General features: G+C 61.5%; 18 protein-coding genes. 12 read left to right on the top strand and 6 right to left on the bottom strand.

The features are described 5' to 3' along the window. Window positions 1–5: 5 nt before the first annotated feature. Window positions 6–2237 (bottom strand): TonB-dependent siderophore receptor, encoded by a 2232-nt coding sequence (locus ACFSGX_RS12395; RefSeq protein ID WP_380930320.1) that lies wholly within the window; start codon window positions 2235–2237, stop codon window positions 6–8. A gap of 477 nt (window positions 2238–2714) precedes the next feature. Continuing rightward, window positions 2715–3146 (bottom strand): manganese-binding transcriptional regulator MntR, encoded by a 432-nt coding sequence (mntR, locus tag ACFSGX_RS12390; protein WP_380930318.1) that lies wholly within the window; start codon window positions 3144–3146, stop codon window positions 2715–2717. Between the two features lie 72 nt (window positions 3147–3218). Here mntR and ACFSGX_RS12385 point away from each other — a divergent pair, with 72 nt between their 5' ends. The 5 genes from ACFSGX_RS12385 (at window position 3219) to ACFSGX_RS12365 (ending at window position 9798) form a co-directional block, all read left to right on the top strand. Then, window positions 3219–5273: a TonB-dependent receptor gene (locus ACFSGX_RS12385; RefSeq protein ID WP_380930317.1), complete on the top strand. Its 2055-nt coding sequence runs from the start codon at window positions 3219–3221 to the stop codon at window positions 5271–5273. Between the two features lie 645 nt (window positions 5274–5918). Continuing rightward, a complete protein-coding gene (gene hemE, locus ACFSGX_RS12380; RefSeq protein WP_380930315.1) occupies window positions 5919–6950 on the top strand; it encodes a uroporphyrinogen decarboxylase in 1032 nt (343 codons plus the stop codon). Between the two features lie 259 nt (window positions 6951–7209). After that, window positions 7210–8256 carry an NAD(P)-dependent alcohol dehydrogenase gene (locus ACFSGX_RS12375; RefSeq protein WP_380930313.1) on the top strand — a complete coding sequence of 349 codons (1047 nt, stop codon included), beginning with the start codon at window positions 7210–7212 and terminating at the stop codon, window positions 8254–8256. Window positions 8257–8446: 190 nt separating this feature from the next. Then, a complete protein-coding gene (locus ACFSGX_RS12370; RefSeq protein WP_380930311.1) occupies window positions 8447–8755 on the top strand; it encodes a putative quinol monooxygenase in 309 nt (102 codons plus the stop codon). Between the two features lie 710 nt (window positions 8756–9465). Further along, window positions 9466–9798 (top strand): DUF1330 domain-containing protein, encoded by a 333-nt coding sequence (locus ACFSGX_RS12365; protein ID WP_380930309.1) that lies wholly within the window; start codon window positions 9466–9468, stop codon window positions 9796–9798. 7 nt (window positions 9799–9805) lie between these two features. Here ACFSGX_RS12365 and gcvA read toward each other — a convergent pair whose 3' ends face one another. Beyond that, a complete protein-coding gene (gcvA, locus tag ACFSGX_RS12360; RefSeq protein WP_380930307.1) occupies window positions 9806–10714 on the bottom strand; it encodes a transcriptional regulator GcvA in 909 nt (302 codons plus the stop codon). 152 nt (window positions 10715–10866) lie between these two features. Between gcvA and ACFSGX_RS12355 the strand changes: the two genes are divergently transcribed. From ACFSGX_RS12355 to ACFSGX_RS12325, 7 genes are all read left to right on the top strand, one after another. Further along, window positions 10867–11268, top strand: coding sequence for a Zn-ribbon domain-containing OB-fold protein (locus tag ACFSGX_RS12355; protein WP_380930777.1), 402 nt, complete (start codon window positions 10867–10869; stop codon window positions 11266–11268). Then, window positions 11265–12416, top strand: coding sequence for a thiolase family protein (locus ACFSGX_RS12350; RefSeq protein ID WP_380930305.1), 1152 nt, complete (start codon window positions 11265–11267; stop codon window positions 12414–12416). The genes ACFSGX_RS12355 and ACFSGX_RS12350 overlap by 4 nt, the downstream gene beginning before the upstream one ends. A gap of 3 nt (window positions 12417–12419) precedes the next feature. Next, a complete protein-coding gene (locus ACFSGX_RS12345) occupies window positions 12420–13172 on the top strand; it encodes an SDR family NAD(P)-dependent oxidoreductase (RefSeq protein WP_380930303.1) in 753 nt (250 codons plus the stop codon). Further along, a complete protein-coding gene (locus tag ACFSGX_RS12340) occupies window positions 13172–13972 on the top strand; it encodes an enoyl-CoA hydratase/isomerase family protein (protein ID WP_380930301.1) in 801 nt (266 codons plus the stop codon). Before ACFSGX_RS12345 ends, ACFSGX_RS12340 begins: the two co-directional genes overlap by 1 nt. Next, window positions 13969–15147: a CaiB/BaiF CoA transferase family protein gene (locus tag ACFSGX_RS12335; RefSeq protein WP_380930299.1), complete on the top strand. Its 1179-nt coding sequence runs from the start codon at window positions 13969–13971 to the stop codon at window positions 15145–15147. Before ACFSGX_RS12340 ends, ACFSGX_RS12335 begins: the two co-directional genes overlap by 4 nt. Continuing rightward, window positions 15119–15568 carry a PaaI family thioesterase gene (locus ACFSGX_RS12330; protein ID WP_380930775.1) on the top strand — a complete coding sequence of 150 codons (450 nt, stop codon included), beginning with the start codon at window positions 15119–15121 and terminating at the stop codon, window positions 15566–15568. The genes ACFSGX_RS12335 and ACFSGX_RS12330 overlap by 29 nt, the downstream gene beginning before the upstream one ends. 222 nt (window positions 15569–15790) lie before the next feature. After that, a complete protein-coding gene (locus tag ACFSGX_RS12325; protein ID WP_380930297.1) occupies window positions 15791–16630 on the top strand; it encodes a hypothetical protein in 840 nt (279 codons plus the stop codon). A gap of 344 nt (window positions 16631–16974) precedes the next feature. On the opposite strand, the gene ACFSGX_RS12320 is transcribed toward ACFSGX_RS12325, so the two are convergent. From ACFSGX_RS12320 to ACFSGX_RS12310, 3 genes are all read right to left on the bottom strand, one after another. Beyond that, window positions 16975–18555 (bottom strand): Na+/H+ antiporter, encoded by a 1581-nt coding sequence (locus ACFSGX_RS12320; protein WP_380930295.1) that lies wholly within the window; start codon window positions 18553–18555, stop codon window positions 16975–16977. Between the two features lie 199 nt (window positions 18556–18754). Beyond that, entirely contained in the window at window positions 18755–19966 is a 1212-nt protein-coding gene (locus ACFSGX_RS12315) for an MFS transporter (RefSeq protein WP_380930293.1), read from the bottom strand. Window positions 19967–20006: 40 nt separating this feature from the next. Then, complete coding sequence (locus ACFSGX_RS12310) at window positions 20007–21251, bottom strand: MFS transporter (RefSeq protein ID WP_465270301.1); 1245 nt, start codon at window positions 21249–21251, stop codon at window positions 20007–20009. Window positions 21252–21329 lie beyond the last annotated feature (78 nt).

Genomic DNA, 21329 nt, shown 5'->3' with positions numbered 1-21329 from the left:
TTCGCCTAGAAACTGACGCGGATGCTGCCGACGACACGGCGCGGTTCGCTGTAGAAGCCGCCGGGACCGCCAAAGGCGAAACGGACGTTGCGGTAATAGCCTTGGTCGAGCAGGTTGGTGACGTTGACGCTCAGGATCGCCCGCTCGGTCAGCTTGTACCGCGCGAGCAGGTCGACGGTGGCATAGGCGCCCTGCGCTACCGTACCGGCCACCAGCACCGGCGATCCGTTCGCGTTGAAGCGTCCGGACGGCACGTTCCCACGATCGAAGATCCGCGATTGCGCGGTGACGCCGCCGCCCAGTGTCAGTCGATCGGCGAGCAGGCGGTAGGTCGTATAGATGCGACCGACATGCAGCGGGAAGAACGGGTTCACCCGGACGCCGAGGCGGTCTTCGGTGCGGGCATAGGTGTAGCTGCCGTTGACCGTCCAGCCGTGCAGCGGTTCGCCCGCCAATTCCAGCTCGCCACCGCGCGTCTTGACTCCCGACACCGAGATCGACGGCGTGAGATTGCCGGGCAGCGAGTTCGGGATGCCGTTCGGATCGGTGAGGGTGAGGTTGTCCTGCTTGATGTAGAAGCCCGCCGCCGACACGGTGAAGCCTTCACCGAAGGGCGTGGCTTTGACGCCTGCCTCATAATTGACGCCGGTCGTCGGCGGCAGGATGTCGTTGTTCACGTCGCGGGCGGAAACGGGCGAGAAGACGGAGGCGTAGCTGGCGTAGAGCGAGACCGCGCTTGTTATGTCCGCCACCACACCCCCATAGGGTGCCCACTTCCGTGCCCGCTGAACGCTGTTGGGACCGTCCGGCATCAGTGCGCCGGCGACATCATAGTCGTTCCGATCAGCGCGAAAGTCGGTATACCGCCCGCCCGCGATGATCTTCAGCCAATCCGCCGGGTTGAGCCGCACGACGCCGTATCCGCCGGTCTGCCTGAGATCCTGGGAGAACAGGAGGGCATCAGTGCGGACGATCGGCGGCGGACCGAAGGTAGGGTTCCAGGGATCGATGTCGTAGCGGCCGGCGGTTGGATACCCGACCGGTGTGGCACCGAACCCGGTCCGACCCGCCGCGAAGTCGCGCTCGAAGTGATTCAGGCCCGCGACCACTTCCTGCTCGCGACCAAAGAGCTTGAACTTGCCTGCCACATAGGCGTCGAGCGAATCCTCGTTCTGGTCGACCTCGCCGTAGAAACTGAAGGGCTCGCCAAGCCCCGTCCCGTCACGATTGGGAAAGCCGTTGGGAATGTTGAACAGCGTGCTGTCGTTCTGACCCCGCCGGCCATTGTAGCTGACGCGGGCGAGCCAGTTGCTGCCGATATCCTGTTCGGCCGCCGCGAACACCGTGGTCGTCTCGCGCAACCACTGGTTCCAAGGTGCCGCACCGGTGAAGGAGCGCGGAAATTTGGTCTTCGTGCCGTCGCTGTAGAGCAGCGGGATCGATCCCCATCCGGCACCTTGCGAGTCCGTGCGCAGGTAATCCGCACCGACGCGCAGCCGGGTGTGTGGCGTCACATCCCATTCGATGGTGCCGTACAGGACCGGGATGCGGTCGTGCTGAAGATCGATATAGGATTCCCGGTCGGTATAGGCCGCGACAATGCGGGCGCGGACAGATCCGTCCTTGGTCACCGGCCCGCCGATATCACCCTCCACCCGGTAGCTTGAGAAGCTGCCTCCCTGCATCGAATAATAGCCTCGAAACTCGGACGGTGCTCGCTTGCGAACCAGATTCACTGTCGCCGATGGATCGCCGACACCCGTAACCAGTCCGGCTGCACCGCGGATTACCTCCACCCGATCGTAAATGGCGATGTCGCCAACCGCGCTGTTTTCGTAACCACTGACCTGGTAGATCGTCGGCACGCCGTCGAACTGGAAGTTGCGAACCGCGAAACCGCGGATGTTGAAGTTGGTTCGGTTGCTGTCGGTCGAAGAGATCGTCACGCCCGGCGTCTGCGCCAGCACCTCGGTGACCGAGGTGAGGTTGAAATCCTCGATCCGCTGGCGATCAACGACTGTCACCGACTGCGGCGTCTCCTTCAGCGTCAGCGGCAACTTGGTGGATGTTGTCGGACGCTCGTCCTTTTCTCCGGTTACGACGATGTCCTGGTCCTGGGGATCATCGCCTCGTTCCCCGCTTGCAGCAGCGGTCGATGCCCCCGCCGAACCAGGGTAAAAGGCGGATGCTCCCGCGATGAAAAACGCGATCGACCACAGGCTAGGACCAGCCAACACGTATATTCCCCCCGGTTGTTTTGATACCGGCTCGCAATAGCAACTATGAACGTGGTAGCAAGCTTATTTGCGACTGGTTCGCAAATGCGGTGTTGGTCATTGCGAGAGAGTCGGTCAGCGAGAAAACGGAAGACCCTGCCTTCCTTTGCGTGGATTGGGACCCATAGCGAGGCGGGCAAGGCCAGAGCCGAGCACGGGACGGGGGCCGCGCGATCGCGCGGACGCGAAGCGCGTAGGAAGTGTCGATATCCGCCCGCCCGAACAGCGATGCGTCACCGGGGAGCGAATGTTTCAGGGTAAAGAGCGCCAGCTCGGTTTGGGCCATCGTAACATCGTTCGCATCCGGCGGCGGCTCGTAGATCCCCGAGGATGTGAAGTGATGACTGAAAAAACGGGAAAGCGGTCGCCTCGTAAATCTGCTGATTTTAGAACGTCACGAATGCCTGTGAGTTTTGTGACTTCAGCGACGAGCCTTCTTCACGTCACTGGCTCGTTCCGGATGGCGATGAAGCGCCTCATCGCTTCCAGCGTCTCGTCGCTAACGTGGTGTTCCATTCCCTCGGAGTCGAGCGCAACCGTATCCTGATCGACGCCAAGCGCGAGCAGGAAGTTTGAGACGACACGGTGACGCGCGCGGGATCGGGCACCGAGCGCTCGCCCTTCCTCGGTAAGAAACAGGGCGCGGTAGGGACGGTTCTCGACAAGTCCCTGCGTCTTGAGCCGCTGTACGATCTTTGCGGCGGTAGGCTGCGTCACCCCCATATGCGCGGCCAGATCAATCAACCGTGCCTCGCCGTACTGCACCGTCAGGTCGCCAATCAATTCGGCATAATCCTCAATCATCTCGGTGGCATGGGCCTCTCGTGTTGCTTGAAAGGCGGCTGCTCGGCGCTGTGCATCGTTGACCATGAGCCTTCGTGCCATTTCCACCCCGAGATATCCAGCTTGCATATAGATTAGCCGAGGCTAAGATTTAGAACCATGGGAATCATCGGAGGCGCCTTTGTTATGCTGGGAGTGGCGTTTGGCGTCCAGGCGGCTGAACCATCGCCTTCGGTAAGCCAAGACGAGGACGCCTCACGGGCCAAGTCCGCGGACGCCACATCGCACGAGCTCGCAATCGATCCGGGCATCGTCGTGACTGCACGAGCGGAACATTGGATCGGTCAGGACAGGGCCGCGAGTGCCGGCGCCGTGTCCGGCGACGACATCCGGGCTCGTCCGCTGCTACGCACCAACGAAGTCGCCGAGGCCGTGCCCGGCCTCCTCGCCGTACAGCATTCCGGCGGGGGCAAGGCGGCGCAATACTATATCCGCGGCTTCAACCTCGATCACGGCACCGACTTCAGCATCGCGCTGGACGGCGTGCCAATGAACCTTCCGACGCATGCACATGCGCAGGGCTATCTCGACCTGAACGGCCTGATCCCGGAGACGATCGACCGGATCGAGTACCGCAAAGGGCCCTATGATGCGCGCGACGGCGATTTCTCGCTCGTCGCAGCGGCCGAGATGACGACGCTCGACCGCGCCCGTCCATCGATCGCGGTGGAAGGCGGCAGCTATGGCTATCGTCGTATCGCCGGCGTGGGCTCGATTCCCTTGGGCGGCGGCGACCTTCTGCTCGCAGGCGAGCTGAAGGCGAACAACGGCGTATGGGCCCTGCCCGAGCGGCTGCGTCACGCCGGCGCCTTCGCCAAATACACGCTAGCAACCGGTCTCGGCACGTTGCGCGCCAGCCTGTCGAACTATGACGCCGAGTGGCGGCCCACAGAGCAGGTGCCGGTCCGCGCAATCGGGACGCTGCTGCCCGATCGTTTCGGAACGCTCGACCGGTTCCTGCGCGGGCGCACGTCACGCCGGATCGCGGCACTCGCCCTGAACGGGGACCGGACGGACGTATCGATGTACGCGCAGCGATACGTGTTCGATCTCCTTTCCAACTTCACCTTCTTCCTCGATGATCCGGTGCGTGGCGACGAGCTGCAACAGACCGAGCGGCGCTGGACCTATGGCGGGCGTGTGCGACACCGGGTTCCGCTCGGGACCCGTCTCCAGTTCCTGATCGGCGCCGACGCACGGACCGATCGCATCGACGACCTCGGTTTCTATCAGACCGAAGGTGGTCGTCGGATCGCGACGCGCAGTCTGGCGAACGTCCGCGAGACGGCGCTTTCCGGCTATGCCGAGGCCCGCTGGAAGCCGACCGATACCCTGACGATGACAGGAGGTGCGCGCGCCGATCATGTCCGTTTCCGGTCGATCGGCCGTGCCGGCACCGCGATCGACGGTGAGATCAGTGCAACAGTGGTCACGCCCAAGGCCAGTGCTGCCTTGACCGTCGCACCGGGCGTCGCGCTGTACGCGAACTACGGCCAGGGTTTTCACTCGAACGACGCGCGCGCTGTCGTGGCGGAGGTCGACCCGGTGCCGGCTCTGGTCCGTGGAACCGGGTATGAAGCTGGGGTACGGGTCGAGCGGGGGGCTGCCGTACTGACCATCGATCGCTGGTGGCTCCGCTCGGACGGCGAGCTGGTGTTCTTGGGAGACAGTGGCACCGTGGAACCACGTGGGCCGAGCCGTCGCCGGGGTTGGGAGACGACGCTGTACGTTCGACCGCTGCGCTGGCTGTCAATCGACGCGATCTATGCCACCAACCATGCACGCTTCGTCGATGTCCCCGGTGCCGAACGCATTCCAAATGCTCTCGAGTCCGCAGCGTCGGTCGGCCTGACAATCTCGGCTCGCGGCTGGCAAGGCGCATTGCGCGTCCGGCGCATCGGTCCACGTCCGTTGATTGAAGACAACAGCGTACGAGGCCCCGCGACGACGGTTGCCAACGCGCGCCTCGAGCGCACGTTCGGAAACGCCGACGTCAGCGTGGACATCCTCAACCTGTTCGACACCAAACGAGCGGATGCCGACTATTTCTACGCCTCCCGTCTGCCCGGTGAACCGCTTGGCGGCGAAGAGGGCATTCATAGTCGCGCGGTCGAGCCGCGACAGGTTCGGATTGGGCTTAAGATACGATTATAACGGCGGCCGGACCTCGGGTTTGGGGCATCCCGAAGGGCAGATATGTGCTTGTACTTGACGGTCCGGACGATCGCATCCAGGGCCCCGGGCATATCAGGGGTGCGGCGTCTCGCGCGGCGCTGATCTGGCGGCAACGCGTTCTCTTCTTCTGGTGTCGTGCACTTAGTCCGCGAACCACTTCCTAAGCAGCGAGCAACCACGTCCGTGGTGTGCCTGGGTCCGAAGAAGAGCATCCGTGCCTTCGAAGGCTTCGATCGTTCTTACCGGCCACACCGTTCCTACGGTTTTCCCAGCCATTTCGAGGACATTGTGACCGCCCATCCAGATAGGGGTGCATAGCCAATTGGGCAGTATGTTGGCCGGGTTGCAGATGTCCGGCGTGGTCTCGCACCAGATGAAACGGCAAGCCCTCGACGTTCGTTACTGCCAGCGCACATCCACCCTGCTCACCGCTGTCTCTAGAAAATTGGTGCAAGGCGTACCCCAGTGCTGAGGGCCTGGCCGTCGGCGTGCTCCGACGCCGTAATCCCCATTTGCCCGGTCAGCAACTCGTTACAATCGTAGTCGAAACGTCGAGCAGCGTCACGATTGCGATACCCCCGTCGTAAATCCGTTGTCTTTCGAAGATGGCAGTGAAAGCAGATAATGACTAAGCCACTACTCGCCGCGCTGCGGGGTGCGAAGGCCGCTGTGCCGCCGATCTGGTTGATGCGTCAGGCTGGTCGCTACCTTCCTGAATACCAGGCGTTACGGGAAATAAAGGGCGGTTTCCTTGCGCTGGCAACCGACCCGGGTTCGGCAGCAGAGGTAACCCTGCAACCGATCCGGCGGTTCGGCTTTGACGGCGCAATTCTCTTCTCCGACATACTTATGGTCCCGTGGTCACTGGGCCAGAAACTGACTTTTGTAGCGGGCGAAGGACCACAATTGACGCCGGCGCTCGTAGATCATGCGCTTGCTGCGCTTGAACAGGCACCCCAACGGCTAGAACCAGTGTACGCAACATGTGAACGCGTTCATGCTGCCCTCCCCGATGAAACGACATTCCTAGGTTTTGCCGGATCCCCCTGGACGGTGGCAACCTACATGGTGGCAGGACGCGGTTCAAAGGATCACTCCGAGACGCGGGACTTCGCTTACGTCGATGAGGGGGCATTCCAAGCGATCGTCGATGCGATAATTGCGACGACCATTGAGTATCTCGGACGTCAGATTGAATCTGGTGTTGAGGCGGTGCAATTGTTCGACAGTTGGGCCGGGTCGCTGTCTCCAACGCAGTTCGAACGCTGGGTGATTGCTCCAAATGCTGCGATTGTGACGGAGCTTCGTGCTCGTCATCCTAATATCCCGATCATAGGTTTTCCAAAGGGGGCAGGCGGCAAGTTGCCAGCGTACGTACGCGAGACTCAGGTAGACGCAGTAGGCCTAGACGAGACGGTCGATCCGCGTTGGGCGAATGCTGTGCTGCCGGTGGGGCTGCCCGTACAGGGCAACCTCGATCCGCTGGCGTTAACGGCCGGTGGCCCTGCGCTCGATACTGGGATCGACCGGGTTCTTTCGGCCTTCCCAGATCGACCCCATGTCTTCAACCTTGGACATGGAATCGGGCAGTTCACGCCAGTTGGCCATGTTGAGCGGTTGGTGCAACGCGTTCGTAATAGTGGCGGAAAGCAGTGACCACGCCCGCGATCGCAAGATCCTAGTTTCTCTAGGATCCGCACCTTACGGCGAGGGTCTTCGCAAGATCGCGATAGTCCCCGAAATATCGCGAGAGCGCGGCAGCCGCCGGCACGGTACCGCTCTCTTTAAGGCTCACGGCGCGCTGTGTTCGTTTCAGGCGAAGGCGTCGCTGACTTCTGCTGAACCCTGCTCACCGTCTGACCGGGTAGTCCTCTGCTCGGACTTACATTGAAGCGTATCCACGGAAGAGGTTCCGATGACCATCAAAGCTTTCGCCGCCCTGTCACCAAGCAGCCCGCTTGTGCCGTTCGACATTGAACGACGTAGCCTCGGGTCCAAGGATGTCCGGCTCGAAGTCCTCCATTGCGGCGTCTGTCACTCGGATCTTCACGCTGTGCGCGGCGAATGGCCTGGGCAACGTTACCCAATGGTGCCGGGCCACGAGATCGTTGGGCGGGTCACTCATGTCGGTGATCAGGTAGCCCGCCATCAGGTCGGTGATCTCGTCGGCGTTGGCTGCATGGTCGACAGTGATCGCACATGTCCGTCGTGTCGAGCTGGCCTCGAGCAGTATTGTGATGATGGCTTCGTCAACACGTACGGCGGCCACCCTTCTGGTCGCGGCGAGAACACCTATGGCGGCTATTCCGCTGCAGTGGTTGTCGACGAGCACTTTGTCCTGAAGGTCGCGCATCCTGAGCGGGACTTGGCCGCCGTCGCGCCGCTGTTGTGCGCGGGCGTCACGACCTGGTCACCACTTCGGCACTGGAAGATCGGGCCTGGAAGCAAGGTCGGAATAGTAGGCATCGGGGGACTTGGCCATATGGGCGTCAAGCTGGCGGCGGCCCTTGGTGCTCATGTCGTGGCGTTCACGACGTCGGAGAGCAAGCGTCAGGACGCCTTTTTCTTGGGTGCCCACGAGGTAGTCATCTCCAGTAAACCGGACGAGATGGCCGTGCACAGCCGCAGTCTAGACCTTATTTTGGACACAGTCGCAGCTTCGCATGACCTCGACGTTTACGTTGCGATGCTAAAAGTCGACGGTGTCTTGGTACTGAATGGTGTGCCTGAAAACCCGCATCCTTCTCCGGCGATCTATCCACTTCTGACCGGTCGTCGTAGCATTTCCGGTTCTGCGATCGGAAACATCACAGAAACGCAGGAACTGCTCGACTTCTGCGCACGCGAGAACATCATCGCCGACATCGAGCCCATCTCAATGCACGAGATTGATACAGCGTTCGAACGGATGCTTCACGGTGACGTCAAATATCGCTTCGTCATTGACATGACTACTCTTTGAAATAGGCAGGCTTACTTAGCTAGGGCTCGACCACAGGTGACTGGCGACAGCCGCACAAGCGCGTAACGCCATTCTACATTGGATGGAGATGTCTGATACGACATAGCTCTAAGTAATTACCTATAGCAATTGATGGAGCTCGCTAGAGCTTTGATCGACCGGTGTGGACCGTCATGCCTCGAGGAGAACGATGATGCCCGAACAGCTTACCTTGATCGCAAAGCTGACTGCCAAACCTGAGACGGCGGATGATATCGGCGAAGGCCTTTCTGCGCTGTTGGTGCAGACGCGGTCCGAGGAGGGGTCGATCGATTATCATTTTCATCGTGACAATGACGATCCAACCGTTTGGATCATCTATGAGAACTGGCGCTCGCGCGCTGATCTCGATGCCCATTTCGAGCAGCCCTACACGAAGGCGTTCATGGACCGGTTCCCTGAGTTGCTTCGCAAGGGCGTGGAGCTGAACTACTGTACCATGGTCTCGCTACGGCCTTGAGTGCCGTGTCGTCATTGGTGGATAGCACGCGCGGGAGACGGTTCGGGTGTCGTCTGCGGCCTTTCCGCCTTCGGTATCTGGTGCGGTGGCCTCGCGATCATCCGCCACGCGTGGGTGCCGCATTGACAGCCAGCGATATAACCCTGCCTTGATACGGGATCTGCGGCTCGATCCTGCTGTCGTGGCTGCTGTGGCACTACCTGCGGCCTCTCGCTGCTATGGGATTGCCAAAGGATATTGTCATCGTCACGCAAGCTGACTCGCCGTTCGTGATCATCGGTGCCACAGGTTCCGGCTCTGCGCCTCTGGTGCACAGTGCGGCATGTCGGTCGACGATCCGGCGTGTGGAGGGCGTTTCGCGCATCGCCTCGAGGATGGCAGGACTCACGTCAACGACCTGCCTGTAGTCGATCTCGTTAATATGCCGTTTGACGGCCAGAAGAACGTCGGATCTTACGAATTCGGTGATTAGGAGATGATTGAGGCATTACGAGCGATCTCGGTAATTCGATACGGCACTCGTTAGGGACCTGCCCATTCTGCACGGTAATCTATTGGCTATTTACGCTGCGCCAAACACTAGCGGCGTTAATAGCGGAGCAGGCTGGAACACTGTGCCCGTACACCTGAGAGGGTTGTGGTCGAATGGCGCTCGTGTGTCTGCCCGTTTAAGTGCTCGCCGCAGACATCGACGGGCCCCCAATTCGTTCATGATCCGCATCAGTTTAGCTTTTGACCAGACCACGGAGATCACCATGCCCGCATATGTCATATTTATTCGTGAGAAGACCGTCGATCAGGCGGAGCTCAACACGTATCGGCAATTGGTCAAGGCGGTACTAGAGAAATGGCCGGTGAAGTTCTTGTCGGATTACGGCGCGATGGAGGTTGTCGAAGGGTCCGAGCCGGTCGGCGTCGTGCTGGTCGAGTTTCCGACGATGCGAGAAGCGCAGGATTGGTATCACAGTCCGGAGTATCAGGCGGTTATCAGGCATCGGCTGGCGGGCGGTGAGTATCGCGGCCTTATCATCGACGGCCTGTAGCGCCAAATCAGGCGGCGGCCGTGCCACGCCCGCCGCCTGCCATTTCGTCGAGCAGCCACGTCCTGAACCTCCGGAAGGCCGGCTTACGCAACCGGTCGCGGGGGTAGATGAGATAGTAGGTGAAGTCGCCGCGATCGAGTTCGAATGCACACGGCTGGACCAGTCGGCCGGTGCGAAGATCGTCGCTGAACAGGTCCTTCTGGGCCATCATCACCCCAAACCCCTCTAGAGTTGCCTGATAGGCGAGGGTCGAGCTCGCAAACTTGTCGCCGGCGTAGGCATCAACGCCGTTCGCGCCGGACGCCTCAAGCCAGTACCGCCAGTCGTCGGGCCGGACAATCGAGTGAAGCAGCCTTACCGCTGACAAGTCGTCTGGCAAGTCGATCGGATTGCGTTCAAGAAAAGCCGGGCTGCATAAAGGGGCGAGGACATTGTCTAGCACGCGGTCGCGCTCAACCCCGCTCCATCGTTCGTCGCCGAGCCTGATCGCGCAATCGATCGTCTCACGGTCGAAATCGACATTCTCGTTGGATGTCTCAAGTCTTACCTCAACGCTTGGATCAGCGTCGTGAAACGTTCTGAGTCGGGGGATCAGCCACTTCATTGCAAAGGTGGTGTAGGCGCGCACGCGGACGATCTCGACCGTGCGCTTGCCGGTCATCAGCTGCGTTGCGTGTCGAATACCGTCGAGGTGCTCGCCGATTGACGCGAGGTAACGCTCTCCATCAGCGGTCAGCACGATCTCACGCGGCTCCCGTCGAAAGAGCTTCACCCCAAGATAGGCCTCAAGACTTTGGACCTGGCGGCTCACCGCACCGGGGGTAACAAAAAGTTCCTCGGCGGCACGGCGGATGCTCTGCAGGCGTCCTGCCGCCTCGAAGGCGCGCAGCGAATAAAGCGGAGGGAGTCCATCCATGGGGGGTCAGTGTGGAACCAACCGGGTACAGCGTCAACGCCGGATCATGGCTCGTTGCCTCCCGCTCAACGATGCCGCGCGGCGTTCTCGTTCTGCGCTGAGGCAGGGACCTTCTACCTTCAGGATAACGGAATAGGGAGGTAGCGGTGTCGATGATCGAGAAGGTAGGGGCAGCGGACGAGTCCGCCGATCGGCGTCCCTCATTGACGTTGCATGCCTCGCGCGACCGGACGTCCGGGCACGGCGTATTCCCGAGGATTCCCGAGCATTCGCCTGCTGCCGCACGGTTTCAGCCGATAACGCTTTCCGATGTTGCCGCACTTTACAGTTTCACCGTCATCCATCCCAATCCGAAGACCGGCCAGGCGCCGTTCGCGTTGATCTATGCCGATTTCCCTGAAGACGTCCGTGTGTTCGGCCGCCTTGATCTTGCCGGAGACGATCGGCCGCGCATCGGTATGGCCGTTCGGGCCGTGACAGACGAGGCAGCCGCAACCGACGGCGACGTTAACCCTGCCTATCGTTTCGTTGCCGCAGAGGAGACCGTAGGATGAACCGCGAGATCTACATCGCCGGCGCGGCCATGACGCCGTTCGGACGCCACGCCAATTCGTCCATGCAGGACCTGACCCAGGCCGCCGTACTGGGCGCAATCTCGGATGCAGGGATCGATCCAGACGATGCGCAGGCCTTCTATGCCGCGAACGTCTATGGCGGCATGGTTCTGGGGCAGGTTCTGCTCCGCGATCTGGGCATTACAGGGCCGCCGATCTACAACGTCGAGAATGCCTGTGCCTCCGGCGCCACCGCCGTCCACCTGGCGCGCCAGGCATTGCAGCTTGGCCTCTACGACACAGTGATTGTATTCGGTGTCGAGCAGCTCACGAAGCTTGGTGGCGGTACGATCCCACTCCAGCGTAACGACTACAAGACTGAGCTCTATGCGCAGCAGGGCATGACGCTGCCAACGGTCTACGCCATGCGCGGCTCGCGCTACCTATACGAACGCAATCTCGGTATGGACGTGCTGGCCCACGTCGCCGTCAAGAACCGCGCCAACGGCGCGCGTAATCCGCTGGCGCAGCAGCGCACCCCGGTCACTTTGGAAGAAGTGATGGCATCGCGGCCGATCGCCGAGCCGCTGACCCTGCTGCAATGTTGTCCGTCCGCAGTCGATGGCGCCGCAGCCTTGGTGCTGACAGCCAAGAAACCGGCAAGTGGTCGCCCGCGGGTCCGGATTCTCGGGTCTGCAGTACTTTCCGGGCATATCGAAGAGGGCTGCGACGACATCCTGGATGCTGAGATCACTGCGCGGACGGCACGCGCGGCCTACGAACAAGCCGGGCTTGGACCACGGGACTTGGACGTGGTCGAGCTGCACGATGCCTTCACGATCGCCGAGCTGCTCTACTATGAGGCGCTCGGCTTGGCGAACCGCGGGGAGGGTGCCGACCTGCTGTTGTCCGGGGCGACGGAGATTGGCGGCCGCGTGGCGGTGAACCCCTCGGGCGGCCTGCTGGCGAAGGGACACCCGCTTGGCGCTACCGGCGTCGCGCAGATGGTGGAACTCGTCTGGCAGTTGCAGGCGCGCGCGGTGGGCCGTCAGGTCGAGGGGGCACGCGTCGGCCTCGCTCAATGCACCGGTGGCGGCATCGCAGGCGTCGATCACGCCGCCTCCGCCGTCCATCTGCTGGGGGTCTGAGCGATGGTGAACAACGACATCGCCGTCGTCACCGGTGGAGCGCGTGGCATCGGCCTCGGACTCGCCAGTGCATTGGCGGACGCTGGTCACGATATTGCCATCGTCGATTTCGACGAGGCAACCGCAAAACAGGCGGCGTGCGATCTTGCGACCAGGACTGGCCGTCGCGTCATCGCGGTCCGTGCCGACGTCACCAGCAAGGATGAGGTGGCCGCCGCCTTCGATACCATCGACCACGCTTTTGGGCGCATTGATGTTCTTGTGAACAATGCCGGGATTGTTCGCGACAAGCGTCTTGTGAAGATGGACGAGGACGATTGGGACGCGGTGATCGCGACCAACCTGAAGTCTCAGTTTCTGACCTGCAAGTCAGTCGTGCCAGGGATGATCGAACGGCAGCATGGCAGGATCATAAATATCTCGTCGCGTGCCTGGTTGGGCGGCTTTGGCCAATCCAACTATTCGGCGGCGAAGGGCGGGGTCGTTAGCCTGACGCGGAGCCTAGCGATCGAACTCGCGAAGGAGGGCATCACAGTCAATGCTGTCGCCCCCGGCATCGTCGACACACCCCTATTCCAGAGCTTCGCGCCCGAGGTACAGGAACGGCTCAAGAAAAGCGTTCCCGTCCAGCGCATCGGCACGCCTGAGGATATCGCGCATGCGGTCCTCTTTTTCGCGGCGCGCGCGTCGAGCTATATGACCGGTCAATTGCTGTACGTTTGCGGTGGTCGCAGTCTTTCGAGTCCGAGCGTGTGATGCCCGTCCGCTATGCCATCGACGGTAGCGTCGCTACCATCACGATCGATCGCCCTGAAGCGTTGAACGCGCTGGACGTCGAGGCCCAAGTCGGTCTTCGGGGCGCGTTGATTGCCGCACGCGACGATGAGACTGTCCGGGTGATCGTCATCGCGGGTGCGGGAGACCGTGCATTTTCGACCGGCGCGGATCTCAAGCGCACACCGCCCTCGCGTGACGCGTACGCCCGCGCCTGGGTTGCAGCAGACGAGCGGGCCGTCGCTCGTGGTGCGTATGTCCGGTTCCTGAACTTCGAACCGTTACGGATCTGGAAACCCATGATCGCGGCCGTCGAGGGGTATTGTTTGGGCGGCGGCCTCGAGATCGCGCTGCAATGCGATCTCAGGGTTGCAGCGGACAGTGCAAGCTTCGCGCTTCCAGAGGTCAAGGTCGGCAGCGTCGCTGGCGTCTGCGGTCCGTTGCTGGCACGCGCAATCCCTGCCGCGGCGGCCATGAAGATGCTGCTCACCGGTGCCAGGGTCGACGCAGCGGAGGCGTTGCGGATCGGACTGGTAAGCGACGTATGGCCGGCGGCGGAGTTCAGTCAGCGGGTCGCGGACTTGGCAGCGACAATCGCCGCCAACGCCCCCCTGTCGGTCGCGGCTACCAAACGGGTGACGCGCGAGACCGAGGTGCTGCCGCGCTCGGCCCTCTTCGACATGGCGGAGATGGTGTTCGGCATGTTGAAGGACACGGAGGATCGGGCCGAAGGGCGACGCGCCTTCACCGAGAAACGTCCGCCGGAGTTCAAGGGTCGATGAGCGGCGCATTTCCCTCGGTTTCGACAACCGCGCCGCCGAACCCTCTCACTGGCACTCTGGACGGCATTCGGGTCGTTGATTTCAGTCAGATCGCGGCGGGCCCCCTATGCACGATGTTGCTTGCCGACATGGGAGCCGACGTCATCAAGGTCGAGCCTCCGTCGGGAGACGTCGGCCGGTCGCTGGGACCGCCATTCGCGAACGGTGAAAGCACTCTTTTTATGTCGCTCAACCGGAACAAGCGCAGCGTCGTCATCAACCTGAAGTCCGAAGATGGGCGGGCTGAAGCCATCCGTCTGATCGAGACGGCGGATGTTCTGGTCGAGAGCTTCCGCCCGGGGGTAGCCGACCGGCTTGGCATCGGTCATGACGTGATCTGCGCCCTTTTCCCGAATATCGTCTACTGTTCGATCTCCGCCTATGGCCAGACGGGTCCCTGGTCTGACAGACCGGGTGTCGACGGCGTGCTGCAGGCCGTGACCGGTCTCATGAGCATAACCGGTGGAGAGAATGATCCGCCTTCCAAGGTGCAGGCGCCGGTGATCGACATGGTGACTGGTTTCCAGGCAACGATCGCGGTGCTGGCCGCCTTGCGTCAGCGCGATCACGGGGCGGCGCTCGGTCATCTTGACGTCAGTTTGTTCGCCAGTTCTCTGATGCTGCAGCAGATACCGCTCGCGGGCTACCTCACAACCGGTGAGCCGCCGAAACGGTGCGGCAGCGGCGCTCCCTATGCTACGCCGAATGAGGCGTACAAAACCGCGGATGGACATATCTTGATCGCGGCCTACCAACCCGAACGCTGGCACCGGTTCTGTGCATCCGTCGGGGTCCCGGATCTTGCCACCGACCCTCTCTACGCTGAGCTACCAGCCCGTATGGCGAACCGTCAGAGGCTAACGGTCCTGCTCGACGGGATCCTCTCGCGCCGACCGACCGCGGAATGGTTGAGCGTGCTCGAGGCGAATGACGTCATCTGCGCGCCGGTTTCGGACTATGCCGGCGTGCGTGACTCTCCACAGATCGACGCTGTTAGGACACTGGTGACTTGCATACACCCGATCGCCGGCGATGTCGTCATGCCGGGCTTCGCGATCGGCGGCACAGCCATTCCGCCTCGTTATTCATCGCCAACGCTTGGTGAACATGACGACGTGCTCGGCAACGGATGTTGATCAGATGACAAGCAACGAGCGCGGCGCGCGGCCGGTTCATGACGAGAACCCGCTGCTGGATTATCTTGGTATCGGGCTCGTCCGCTGGGGGCCGGGGAAGTCGGAGTTCCGCATCGCCGTTGAAGCGCGCCACCTCAACCGGGCCGGCAACCTGCAGGGCGGCGTGATCGCGACGATCCTCGATGCAGCTTGTGGCTATGCGGGCCTCTGGAGCGATGCGGAGTCGGCACCGGGCAATGCCGTCACCACGATGCTGACGGTCAGCTATCTTGCCAAAGCCAACGTGGGCATTTTGACAGCCACCGGCCGCGTGACCAAGGCGGGGCGGAAACTTTACTTCGCAAGCGGCGAATTGATCGATGCTTCGGGAACCCTGATCGCGATCGCCTCAGGCACTTTCATGCATCAGCGCCCCCGCTAGTTCTGTCGACTTATCCGAGTCCAGCGTACTGGAATAGGTCGCCCCTGAATGACCGCCATCCCGCTTATGGCTCGACGTACTCGATGATCGTCACTTGCCTGAGCTTAAAGTTCGCGCAACACTCTGGCCGAAAGCTGGAAGACTTCGATTCGTCTTCCTGATCGGCCTGGGGGGGCGTTACTTTTGCGACAAAACAAATCTACGCAGTGCGCTCTCCTAACCTTGATCCTGGTGCTTGGTGGCTGTGCCACAACCACCCCCAATCTTAGGAACGGCTCGCAAACCCTAAGAGATGAAACGCTGTCTGAACAGCATCTTATCTATCACATCCAATGCCAGCTTGCGTCAGCCGTACACCAGGCGGTCGCGTTCGATAAGCTGAACGCACATAAGCCTCCGGAATTGCGGGCCAAGTGGCTTTCGGAATGGGGTGCCAAGATCAGTCTCGTGCTGTCTGTGAACAACAAAAACGCCTTTGCGCCCGGGCTTACACTCAACCATCCCTTAGCGAACGCAGTGACGGTTTTTGGGAGCGGCGACGTAACCACAGCGCAGAATCGAAGCGTCGGTCTTGGCTTCACGTGGTCCGCCGACGCGACACGTACCGAGACAATAGGCTTCTTCTACTCGTTCAAGGAACTGCTTGAATCGCCAATCAAGCCCGAACTATGCGAACCGTCCATCGGCCCGTACTTGTCGAGTGATCTCAAGATCGCCGAATTTCTATTGAAAGGGGTGGATATCTCGATGCAGAACGGCGCGGTAACGCGCAAAGCGGGAGAATCGCCGTACGAGACTTTCACGTATCAGGTGAAGTTCATTGTTACGACCGGTGGTAATATCACGCCAGCATGGAAGCTGGTCGAGCTAACCGCAAATCAAAGTGGTAACCTATTCGCCGCTTCACGTATCCATACCGATGATCTTACCATCACGATGGGCAAAGTTAAGGAGGACGTGGCCGGGAAGGCTACGCCGTTAAAATCCTTGGACGATCAGCATCTCGCCAACCTGATCGGACAAGCCGTCGCCAATTCGCTTCAAGGCCGACCCTCCCAATAGGAGACTTGCATGACCGGCAAAGAGTCGCTTCCCCAAAGTTTCGTCGACGCCGTGAAATCCGGTTTCAGACGCTTCGAGGATTTACCCGAACCTATCCGTGAAAAAATTCAGCGGCAGGATGAGGCGAGATCGCACGAATTTAACCTGAAGCACGCGCAGTGTAGTTCCGGGCAAACCGGATCGTGCAATACTACGAAGTACGCCGATGGTATCACGAAGGTTTGCTACTGTAACGCGGCGCTCCAATGTGATGACTGTGTTTTCAGAGTTCCTCCGGGCTAACGGAGCGTGCGCCCCCGTCGGGTTTGGGCTGGACCGCGGTTATTGACTGCTCGCTGCGGAGCCTAGGCCTTCGCTGAGATGGCTGCGAGTTCCTCAAGGTCGAGGTCGTGTTCAAGGTCATGAAGGGTCTCGTCACCTATGTCATCGGCGCGGTGCAACCTGACCAGTTCGGCGCGCCCGGCAGCGACGGCGGCGATGACGATGTCGAAATGTGCGCTAATCGCACCCGTGAAAGCGGACTCGTCCGCCGAGTAGTCGCCAGTCTGTCTGGCACGCCGTTCGTACGTCTCCAGAAGGCGAGGATGGAGCAGTTCGCCGTCATCGCTACGCGCGAGCGCCGACACCTGCACCAGCTGAGCCTGCGCAACCTGGGCCTCGGCGGCGGCAAGGCTCAAGCGGGGCGGTGGATCACGGTCGACGAGCCGTGTCGCACGAATGAGGAGCCCGAAAGTCGATCCCTGCACGAGGACGGTGACGAGGATCGCTGCGAAGGCGGTAACCAGCATCAGATCGCGCCCGGGCATCGTTTCCGGCAAAGTCAGCGCGATTGCCAACGTGACGACGCCGCGCATGCCTGCCCAACCCAACACGGTCGCAGCCCCCGCACCAAGCGGCTGGCGGTTCGTGAGATGCAATTGTCCGAGCAACGTCAGGATCGCATCGCTACCGAACACCCAGGCGAACCGAGCGGCGGTCATCGCGACCAGCGCACCGACCACCGGTCCCGCCATCGTCGCGAACACGGTTTCGATCCCGCCGACCCGGAGCATGACGCCCCGCAGCGAGAAGCCGATCAGGATGAAAACCATTGCCTCGAACAGGAAGACCATCACGTGCCAGAATGACGACCCGCGGATGCGGACGCTCGCCGTGAAGATCACGTGTTGATACCAACCATAGACCAGACCAGCCGCGACCGTCGCGATCACGCCGGACACGTGCAACGCCTCGCCCGCGAGATAGGCCGCCCAACACAGGATAACCGACGCGGCGATCATCAGCGTCTCGTCGTGCAGATGTCGATGGATGAAAAGCCACAGCGCGCCGATAGCTCCGCCAACCGCCAGGCCGCCGATCGCTAGAACGCCGAAGCTCATGGTGGCATCCGTCACGCTGAACGTTCCTGTCAGGGTAGCTGCGACTGCAAACCGAACGAGGACAAGGCCACTCGCGTCGTTGAGTAGGCTTTCGCCCTCGATGATCGTGCTCAGGCGCCGTGGTAGCGACACGCGCTTTAGAACGGCGCGGGCAGACACGGCGTCGGGTGGCGATACGATTGCACCAAGCGCGAAACACGCCGCCCATGGGAGCAAAGGCACCAGCCAATGAACGACGAGACCGACCGCCAGGGTTGTGAACACGACCGCGCCCACCGCCAGCGAGAGTATCTCCGCCAGATGCCGCCTGAAGGAGGCCACGGCGGTGAAATAGGCGCCGTCCATCAGCAACGGCGGCAGAAACAGAACCAGCACGAGTTCGGGATCGAGTTCAATCGTCGGCAGTCCTGGTACGAACGCTAGCGTGCCACCGCCGACCAGCAACGCTGCAGCTGGTGGAAATCTCAAGCGCGCAGCGATCCAATGCAATGCAAGGGTTGCCAGGAGCAGAGCGATCACGAGTTCGAGTGTCTCTACCGGATGCATACCGTCTCCCTGCTCGACAAATGGGTCGACCGCCCCAACGCTAGCCTATGACAGCGTCTCGGGACACTCCGCGAAAAAAGGATCAGGCCTGCAATGGCCCTCCATCGAAGTCGTCGCCCACTCCGTTCGACCATAAGGAAAACGCGACTGGACTTGTCGCGCACCGCATTGTCCGGCGCTATGCATTCCCCATCCAGGGTCAACCCGTTTCCATGCGGTTGTCGCGGGCGGTTGCCACCAGGAGCGCGCCGACCAGCATGACCAAGGACGTTGCGGCAAACACGGTGCGAGGACCGTAATGCCCGCCAACGAAGCCACCCGCGAGGGGGCCGATGACCTGTCCTGCATATTGAGCCGATGTCGACAGTCCCAACACCGTCCCGGCCGCTTGGTCAGGGACGGCGTGTCGCACGAGGCTGGCGATGCACGGCAGAAGGCCGCCGAGCGCTAGGCCCATCATCAGTCGCAGAGCCAGCAACTGCCATTCCGCTGTTACGAATGCCTGCGGGACGAGCAGAAGCGCGGCGATGGTCAGGCCTCCAGCGATCACCCGCGTCGGTCCGATCCGATCGGCAAGCCGCCCCATATGCGGGGCTGAGACAATACTGCCGAGAGCAGCGGCCGCCATCACCAGGCCGGCGGCAATCGTGACGTTGGCCGGCTCGACCAGGCTTCCGACGTAGATTGTCAGGATCGGCTCGATGGAGAAATTGGCGAGCGTTAGAAGCATGCCGACCATAAGCATGCGGGCCACCAACGGCCGGTCGAGCCTATCCGCGTTTCCGATCGCCTTTGGCGCACGCGGTCCGATCGTGGACTTGTCTTCGACAATCAGGAGGGCGGTCGCAAGGAAGGCAATCGAGATGACCGCACCCGATAGATAGAAGATGTTGCGGATCCCCATCAGGGGCGGCAGGAATCCGCCGACTAGTGGTCCTACAAGACTGCCTGCCATGATGCCCGAGGACAACGTGCCAAGCGCCCATGCATTGTGCTCGCGCGGGGTCTGGACCGCGACAAGCGTCATTGAGCCCGAAGCATAGCCGCCAAGCAGTCCCGTAAGCGCCCGCAGCGCGACTAGCTGCCACACGTTGCCCGCCAGTCCGATCAGCGAAATCGCTATGGCCATCCCGAGGCTCGCGCGGATCAGCGTCAGTTTGCGGCCATAGCGGTCGCCGATCCGTCCCCATAGAGGAGCGACAATCGCCGCTGTGAGAAAAGTCGCGGCATAAGCGACCCCCGACCACCACGCGATCTCGGACAGACCACTCGCGCCGAGTTCCTCGACGTAGAGCGGCAGGAACGGCAGCAGCAGGGTCATGCCGACCATCGTCGTGAACGAGCCTCCGAAGCAGACCCAGAGGTTGCGCTTCCAGTGTAGGGCGGCGGCTGTGAGCAAGTGCAGTTCCATCCCAATCCCTGAGTGGCGGGTGTCCAGTAACGTTCGTCGGCTAGACCAGTTCGGTCCCTTTGGTCTCGCGCATGGTCGCGTAGGTCAGCGTCGAAACCAGGCAGATGAAAGCGAGATAGACCCACACCAAACTGCCGTTCCCGCTACCAGCGAGCCAGGTCACGATGTACGGGGCAGTTCCGCCAAATAGCGTCACTGAGATTGCGTAGGGTAGGCCAATGCCGGTTACCCGCACTGCTGCGGGGAACTGTTCGGACATTACCGCAGCGGATGCGGCCGCGTATCCCGTTAGTAGGATCATTGCGACCGTTTGCAGCAGGGTCAGTTGAACCATGGTGAGACCGGGCTGAAGCAAGGCGAAGCTCGGATAGGCCCACAGCATCGATCCGATCGAGAACGTCAATAGGATGGGCTTCCGACCATAACGGTCGGCAAGTTTCGCCACGAACGGGATCAGCGGAAGGGAGATAGTGATTGCGATGATTGCGGCCAGCAGTCCATCGCGCAATGGAACGCCCGCAAGCGCATGCGCATGGTTCGGGTAGTTCACCATCCAGATGTAATTCAGCAAGTTGCCCGCCATGGAGATCCCGACAACGCGGAGCGCGACTCCCGGCCGATCGAACAGCACGACGCGGATCGGATTGCGACGCGGCGCCGCGTCAGCAGCCCTATGTTCTTCGAACAGCGTTGATTCAGCGACTGCCCGACGGATCCAGAGCGTAACCACACCGAGCGCAGCCGCAGCGATGAAGCCGACTCGCCATCCCCACGACGAAAGTTCTGCGTCGTTGGTCACCGATACGGTGAGATAACCCAGGATCGTCGACAGCAGAACGCCGGCGTTGATCGCGAACCATTGCCAGGACGCGAAGAAGGCGCGCTTCGAAGGTGGAGCCGTCTCCGCCAGGAAGGCGGACGCCGATCCGAACTCGCCGCCTGCGGAGAACCCTTGGACCAATCTTGCCGCCACCAGCACTATCGGCGCCAGCACGCCGATCTCCGTGTAGGTTGGACACAGGCCGATCACGAGCGACGCTCCGGCCATCAGGAGGATCGATAAAGTAAGCCCCTTCTTGCGGCCGTAGCGATCGGCATAGGCTCCAAGCACCGCTCCGCCAATCGGGCGAGCGACGAAGCCAACTGCGAAGACTGCAAGCGTGGCCAGCAGGCTGGTGAGAGGGTCCCGCGAGGGAAAGAAGTGCTGGGCAATCACCGACGCGAACGTCGTATACACGAGCCAGTCGGTCCATTCGACGATCGTTCCGAGCGTAGCGGCGACCATGACCTTCCTGTGCCGCGGCGTGATCCGGGCGTCTTCAACGCCTGCACCTGCCGCTGGCAGGACAACACCTCTCGTGGG

The sequence above is a fragment of the Sphingomonas arantia genome, from assembly GCF_042682045.1.
Classification (GTDB): Bacteria; Pseudomonadota; Alphaproteobacteria; order Sphingomonadales; family Sphingomonadaceae; genus Sphingomonas_R; species Sphingomonas_R arantia.
Note: the sequence above shows the minus strand (reverse complement) of the source record. Positions and strands in the feature narration are given on the sequence as shown.